Source organism: Microvirga aerophila (assembly GCF_003332305.1).
GTDB classification, from domain to species: Bacteria; Pseudomonadota; Alphaproteobacteria; order Rhizobiales; family Beijerinckiaceae; genus Microvirga; species Microvirga aerophila.
In genome coordinates this window covers 1-5,831 of record NZ_QOIO01000121.1, presented here as the reverse complement: position 1 = coordinate 5,831, position 5,831 = coordinate 1, and the positions used below count along the sequence as shown (strand labels likewise).

General features: G+C 61.4%; 5 protein-coding genes and 3 pseudogenes. 4 read left to right on the top strand and 4 right to left on the bottom strand.

Annotation, left to right across the window (positions count from 1 at the left end; all coding sequences use genetic code 11):
- Window positions 1–156: 156 nt before the first annotated feature.
- Window positions 157–1,790, bottom strand: a pseudogene (locus DRB19_RS28570) (transposase).
- Window positions 1,791–1,889: 99 nt separating this feature from the next.
- Between DRB19_RS28570 and DRB19_RS28565 the strand changes: the two are divergent.
- The 3 genes and pseudogenes from DRB19_RS28565 to DRB19_RS30900 all read left to right on the top strand — a co-directional run.
- Window positions 1,890–2,075, top strand: a pseudogene (locus DRB19_RS28565) (transposase); the annotation flags it as partial.
- 298 nt (window positions 2,076–2,373) lie between these two features.
- Complete coding sequence (locus DRB19_RS30905; RefSeq protein ID WP_210207557.1) at window positions 2,374–2,850, top strand: recombinase family protein; 477 nt, start codon at window positions 2,374–2,376, stop codon at window positions 2,848–2,850.
- A 43-nt stretch (window positions 2,851–2,893) separates the two neighbouring features.
- On the top strand, window positions 2,894–3,610 hold the full coding sequence (locus tag DRB19_RS30900; protein ID WP_210207556.1) for a recombinase family protein: 717 nt from the start codon (window positions 2,894–2,896) through the stop codon (window positions 3,608–3,610).
- Here DRB19_RS30900 and DRB19_RS30895 read toward each other — a convergent pair.
- Complete coding sequence (locus DRB19_RS30895) at window positions 3,607–3,912, bottom strand: hypothetical protein (protein WP_210207558.1); 306 nt, start codon at window positions 3,910–3,912, stop codon at window positions 3,607–3,609. The two genes, DRB19_RS30900 and DRB19_RS30895, sit on opposite strands and share 4 nt — an antisense overlap.
- On the opposite strand from DRB19_RS30895, the pseudogene DRB19_RS28555 reads away from it, so the two are divergent.
- Window positions 3,869–4,042 (top strand): annotated as a pseudogene (locus DRB19_RS28555) (transposase); the annotation flags it as partial. The gene DRB19_RS30895 and the pseudogene DRB19_RS28555 sit on opposite strands and share 44 nt — an antisense overlap.
- Window positions 4,043–4,218: 176 nt before the next feature.
- Here DRB19_RS28555 and DRB19_RS28550 read toward each other — a convergent pair.
- Window positions 4,219–5,445, bottom strand: a complete 1,227-nt coding sequence (locus tag DRB19_RS28550; protein WP_162815939.1) for a GNAT family N-acetyltransferase — start codon at window positions 5,443–5,445, stop codon at window positions 4,219–4,221.
- Window positions 5,446–5,672: 227 nt separating this feature from the next.
- On the bottom strand, window positions 5,673–5,831 hold a 159-nt coding region (locus DRB19_RS28545; RefSeq protein WP_162815631.1), incomplete at its 5' end, for a transposase.

Genomic DNA, 5,831 nt, shown 5'->3' with positions numbered 1-5,831 from the left:
GACGAAATCCGTTACCTGGGGGAGATCGAGAGCCGATAGACGCACTTACGATTCACGCCCCGTCCCTCTCGATGCAAGAGCACACTGCGATTCGCTTGGTCTATGACCCCGAGAGTGAATGGTCTTGCTTCGGAAGAGATACTGCTGGCGAATGCCTCATGCGCTGATTGGAAGCGTCATGAGCCCGGTGAATGCTGATTGACGCGTTCGTGCGAGCGGCGTGCCCGCGAACCAGGCACCAAGCCGAATGAGGTTCATGGCTGCCGCCGTCAGCACATGCTGCAGATGGGTCTTGGCCAATCCGATATACCGGGAGCGCCGTAGGTGCAGGGTGCGGACACCCGCCGAGATCGTCCCCTCGATTCCGGCGCGCTGCTGATACTCCTTTGAGAAGGTGGGCTGGGCCTCCCGCTCGCGAGCCGCCTCCAGCGTTTCGTGTTCCTCGCGTGGCCGCAGCGTCAGAAGGCGCCGGCCGCTCCGAGTACACTGTGGCTTCAAGGGACAGGGTCGACAATCTGTCGTCGAGAAGCGAACCTTGAAGGCTGTCCGTCCCTGGTGGTAATCGGGCCCCCAACTCTTGCTCTGATGCCCTGCCGGGCAGGTTGCCACTTCGCGAGCCCAATCAAGGAGGAAGTCCTGCACGGTGAAGCCCTCGCCGGATTGGCCCTGCCACTGATAATCCTTGGGGGCCGGCCCAAGGAGCCTCACGCCTTTCTTTCGGCTGGCCACAAGCTGGTCGGCCGCGACATAGCCGGCATCGACAAGATGGGTGTCGGGGAGCAGACCTTTGGCCTCAAGCGCCTCATGGAAGTCTTCGAGAGCGTCGCGATCAACGACGGGTGCCGGCGTGGTCTCCACATGCGTGATCAGATGCGGTCCGCCCTCGTCGCACGTCTCGGTCAGATGCACCTTGTAGCCGATCCAGGTCGTTGACCGCTTCTTAGCGTAATGCACCTCTGGATCATAAGGTGAAGCAGCCATCAGCAAGGAGGGCGCAAGCCCCTCTTGGTTGGTCCGCCATTGCACCAGACGAGCGGCCTCACCTGGTTCGCCAGCCTCAGGTCCTGCAGGTAGAGCCTTGTCAACAAGGCAGAAGTTCTGAAGCCAGACCTGCCGCAGCAGCTCAACAGCTGGGATCTCGCGCAGCCAGGTCGGAGCCCCAGGGGCTGTGATCGCAGCAAGCAACTGATGACCATCACGACCGATCTGCTCGGCATGCGCGCGCCGCTTCGCCTCGCCCTGCGGCACGTCATAATCACTTGCCCGTCTGTCATAGCGCTCCACCCAGGCCGGATCAGCATGCATCCGCAGCCACTCGGGGGCCGCGGACGCTAAGGCATTCAGGGCAGCCCGCAGCGTCTCGGTCACGCATTCGAGACGGTTCAGGGAGCGCACCACCCCGAGCACATGCGTCGAGTCGGTGCGCCGCCTGCCACAAGACGGCCGCGGAACTCACTGAGAACCGAAGCATCGAAGCCTGGGTCGGTCAGCTCCAATCCCAGGAGATACTTCCAGTCGATGCGACCGCGGACAGCCTCGGCCGCCCGCCGGTCGGACAGGTTCTCGGCGAACTGGAGCAGGGTCACCAGCGCCAGCCGCCACGGGCATTCCGCCGGTTGTCCGCGATGGGCGAAGAGAGGTGTGAACTGGGCGTCGGTGAAGATCGTCCCAAGGTGGTCGCGCAAGCGCAGATAGGCATTGCCCTGGGGAAAGGCTGCACGGGCAACGGTTGCGGTTGAAGTCGGAACATCACCACTCACGGTCGGGCGGAGCGACCTGGAACCCTCCAGATCTGGACCCAAGCCCCTACGGCCTGAACGCTGACTGCGCCTCAACCGCTCCACCAAATAATGAATTCGCCAGCAGTATCTAAAGCGATGCAAGTCCAAGCCGTTCCATTGCTGGAGAGTTTGCCAGGCGTGCCGACCTGGGTTGTGGCCGATCGCGGGTACACCAGTCACGCCTTTCGCGAGCACGTCTGGAGCATAGGAGCCCGATCGGCCATCCCGCCGCAGCGGCACGAGGCGCCGGTCGCCTGTCCGGACTGGATCTATAATAATCGTAACGTCGTCGAGATGGTCTGATCACAAATGACAAATTCGGCCTGAGTCGTTTCGGACAGCTCAGGTTGAGTTGATGGCGGCTACCGTTGCACTTGCGCCAGTCAGGGCCGTCAGGTTGCCCTTCGTTGCCGAACTTGTCTGCGGTAGGAGGCAACGATGCGGGAGTGGCGAATGCACCGGAGATGCCAGCCTCATCCGGACGGGCAGCGCCGGTGGGACCGGACCTATCAGCAATTGATGGCATGGACGCAGGGGTCCCAAGACGCCGCGGCCCCGGTCGGCGCCGAGCCTCCCGCACGGGAGGTGAACCATGAGAACCGGGATCTATGCGCGGGTCTCCACCCAGCGCCAAGCGCAGGCCGACAGCCTCGCTCAGCAGGTTGATCGCCTGCAGGCCCACGCCCTTGAGCAGGGCTGGAGTGTCGCCCCTGAACACATTTTCCGTGATGATGGCTATAGCGGCGCCAAACTCACACGGCCCGGTCTGGAGCGGCTACGGGACCGCGCGGCTCTGCGCGAACTCGATCGGGTTCTGATCACGGCACCGGACCGGCTCGCGCGCAATTATGTGCATCAAGTTCTCCTGCTCGAGGAGATCACCGCCACAGGCTGTGAGGTCGAGTTCCTCGACCGGCCGATGAGCCAGGATCCGCACGATCAGCTCCTGCTGCAGATACGCGGCGCCGTGGCCGAGTATGAGCGCAGCTTGATTGCCGAGCGCATGCGCCGGGGCCGCTTGCGCAAGCTACAGGCCGGGATCCTGCTGCCGTGGACGCGCCCACCTTAACGGCTATCGGGTTGACCCCGAGCGGCCGCGGGATCCGGCCGGAGTGCGGCTTGATCAGGCTGAAGCTGCCGTGGTGGCCGAGATGTATGGCTGGTACGCGGACGAGACCCACCGTCTTTTCGGGCTGGCCAAGAAGCTGCAGCAGGATGCCGTACCGCCACCGCGGGTGCAGGGGCGCTGGAATGTGACGACCTTGCGGGCCATTTTGACCAACCCGGTCTACGCCGGACAGGTGTATGCTGGACGCATTCAGGCCGCCCCCTACCGCGTACGCCCGCCGGAGGACTGGATTTCCGTGGCGCAAGTTCCGGCGATTGTCACACAGGAGCAGTTTGATCGCGTGCAGACCAAGATCGCTCAGAACCGGCAGTTTGCCCGTCGCAACAATACGGCCCATCGCTATTTGCTGCGCGCCCTTGTCAGCTGTGGGGTCTGTGGTTTGGCGTGTTTGGGCCGCGGCTTACCATCCGGCTACTGCTATTATTGCTGCCGTGGCAAACAGTCGGCGCGGCAGTCCTATCGGGAAACCCGATCCCCCTCCCGCTTCATCCCGGCTCAGCAAATCGATGACCTCGTCTGGACCGACTTGTGTCAGGTGCTCACCCATCCGGAGGCGATCCGGTTTGCCCTGGAGCGGGCACATGGGGACATTGGCGGCCCCAGGAGCTGCAGGCGCGCCGCGAGGTGCTCCGGCGCGGCCAAGCCCATCTTCAGCGGCAGATCGAGCGTCTCACAGAGGCGTATCTGGCGGAGGTGTTAGGACTTGAAGAGTTCCGGCGTCGCCGGCGTGATTTGAACCAAGCCAAAGAGGCCCTCGACGCCCAGGTGCGGCAACTGGAGGCCCAGGTGGATCGCCAGACCGAGATTGCACGCGTGAGCCTGAGCATCGACGATTTTTGCCGCCGGGTGCGGGACGGACTTGAGCAGGCAACCTGGGAACAGAGGCGGCACTTGATCGAGTGGCTGGTGGTGCGCGTCATCGTCACTGACGGTGAGGTCGAGATCCGCTACGCTATTCCGACCAGCCCTGCCGGTGAAGCCACTCGGTTTTGTCATTTGCATTCAGACTATCGAGCGGCTCTGGGCCAGGCTCAAGGAGTGGCGGGCCGTTGCAACCCGCTACGAGAAGACTGCCTCATCGTTCAGGGGCATTCTCTGTCTCGCCGCTGCTCTCGATTGGCTCAAGCACTAACAGGACCTAGCTGAGCCGAAGAAGAGCGCTTGTCAGGTATGGCGGTACCCTCCCGTTTAACCGCCTCAGCTCTGCCGAATGCCCTGCAATCGACTGGTCGGCTGATACTCGTTCCGTCAATCCGCTACGGCTTCTTCAATGGTCCTCGGCTTCGGCGTTGTATCCGAACCGACCTCCTACTGAGGCCGACGAGAATGCCGCTCTTCTTTGGGCTGCCGAACTTCACGGCGCTTAAACCTGCGGTAGACCTGCTTCACCGCTAGGGGGATGCGAGGCCGCACGTGATCCTGGTATAGGGATTGCGCTGCAACGCGCGGAAGCTCAAACAACACCGGCAGGGTCGACTGGCGGACTAAATGAAAGTCGACATATTCGTCACGCGGCATGTGAAAGAGACGGTGCTGGGCCGCATCGCTCATTGGGTTGAGTTCAGCCAGTTCAGGGCGAGAAAATGCCTCCCTGATCACCTCCTCCATCAAGAGATGACCTGGCATACACTCCGCAAAATCCTCATCATACGCGTATTTGGGCAGCATGAGCGCTGCCCCGCATCGGAACGCTATTTGGGCTGCCACGAGACGGCCCTCAACTCGGATTGCGTGCCATTCTAACCTACCTTTGGCAGCAAAGTGCCTGACCAAGCTGCTGTAGAAGGCAACCATGTGAGGATCATTGCGAATCGCGGTGCCCATGCGGCCCTTCCAGCCCGAGGCCTCGAGCGCCAGAAACTCAGCCAAAAAGTCCTCGCCCGCCGCCGATCCTTTCCTCATCTCCACCGTAACGGTGCCATGCTTCCTAAGCCGCTCGCGCCCGATCCTCAGGTTTCGACGCATTTTGCCGAGACTGGCAAAGTAGCGGTCGCAATCGCCCTGCACATGGAGGAGGGAGAGTGTAGAGCGAAGGCCGCGGCGCAGGGCATAGCCGTCGGGCACATCCTGCAGGACGCGCCAGACAGTAGAGTTCTGCCGCACCACCTTGAGACTGATGCTGAGATGGTTGGGCACCTCCCGAGCCACCTCTGCCAGCAAAGCTCTGAACGCGGCTCCGGCATGGTCGGGTGCCACTACGATGTCACCGGATCGTGTGTGTTCATCGAACGGGGTTCGCAGCACTGGCCAGCGAGACCCTAGTAGCGGATGTGGGGCGACAATGACGGGCAACACGCCGACAAGTTCATCTCCAGCATAGGCAAAACAGCAGAACCACGTTGCATGCGGCTGGAGGCGGTGGCGGAGAAAGGTCACGACCCAATCTGGCAGTAGGCTCGGGTTCTTCTGAGGCGCATCCCAGGCAAGACGATCCCAGGCCGGGATGTGAGGCGCAAGGGCATTAACATCGCAGACGGTTATTGTTCTCAACTCAATGCCGCGAGAACACATTGTTTGATCATATTCGTCGGTCATGATTAGTAGTATCGTCGACAGCTGAGTTCGTTGGGTCACATTAAGTATTATATACTTTGGTAACATTCTGAGCAGCCAAGAGAGCAGATGGTAAATCTACCGACTTTACCTCCGTAAGTTCCTAGCAGAGAACTGATTCTCTCCACTCCGTTCCTCCATCGACTGTTTCGTCATCACTCTCTCAAACCTCGCTTTCGACAGACCATCAGGACTAGGCTCAGGACTCGTTAATTGAGGTAGAAGGCGACGGCCGCTGCGATGCAGATGGCCGAGAAGAAGGTGTGGGCGCAGCGGTCATAGCGGGTTGCAATCCGGCGCCAGTCCTTGAGCTTGGCGAACATGTTCTCAACCTTGTGCCGTTGCCGATACAGCGTCTTGTCATAGGC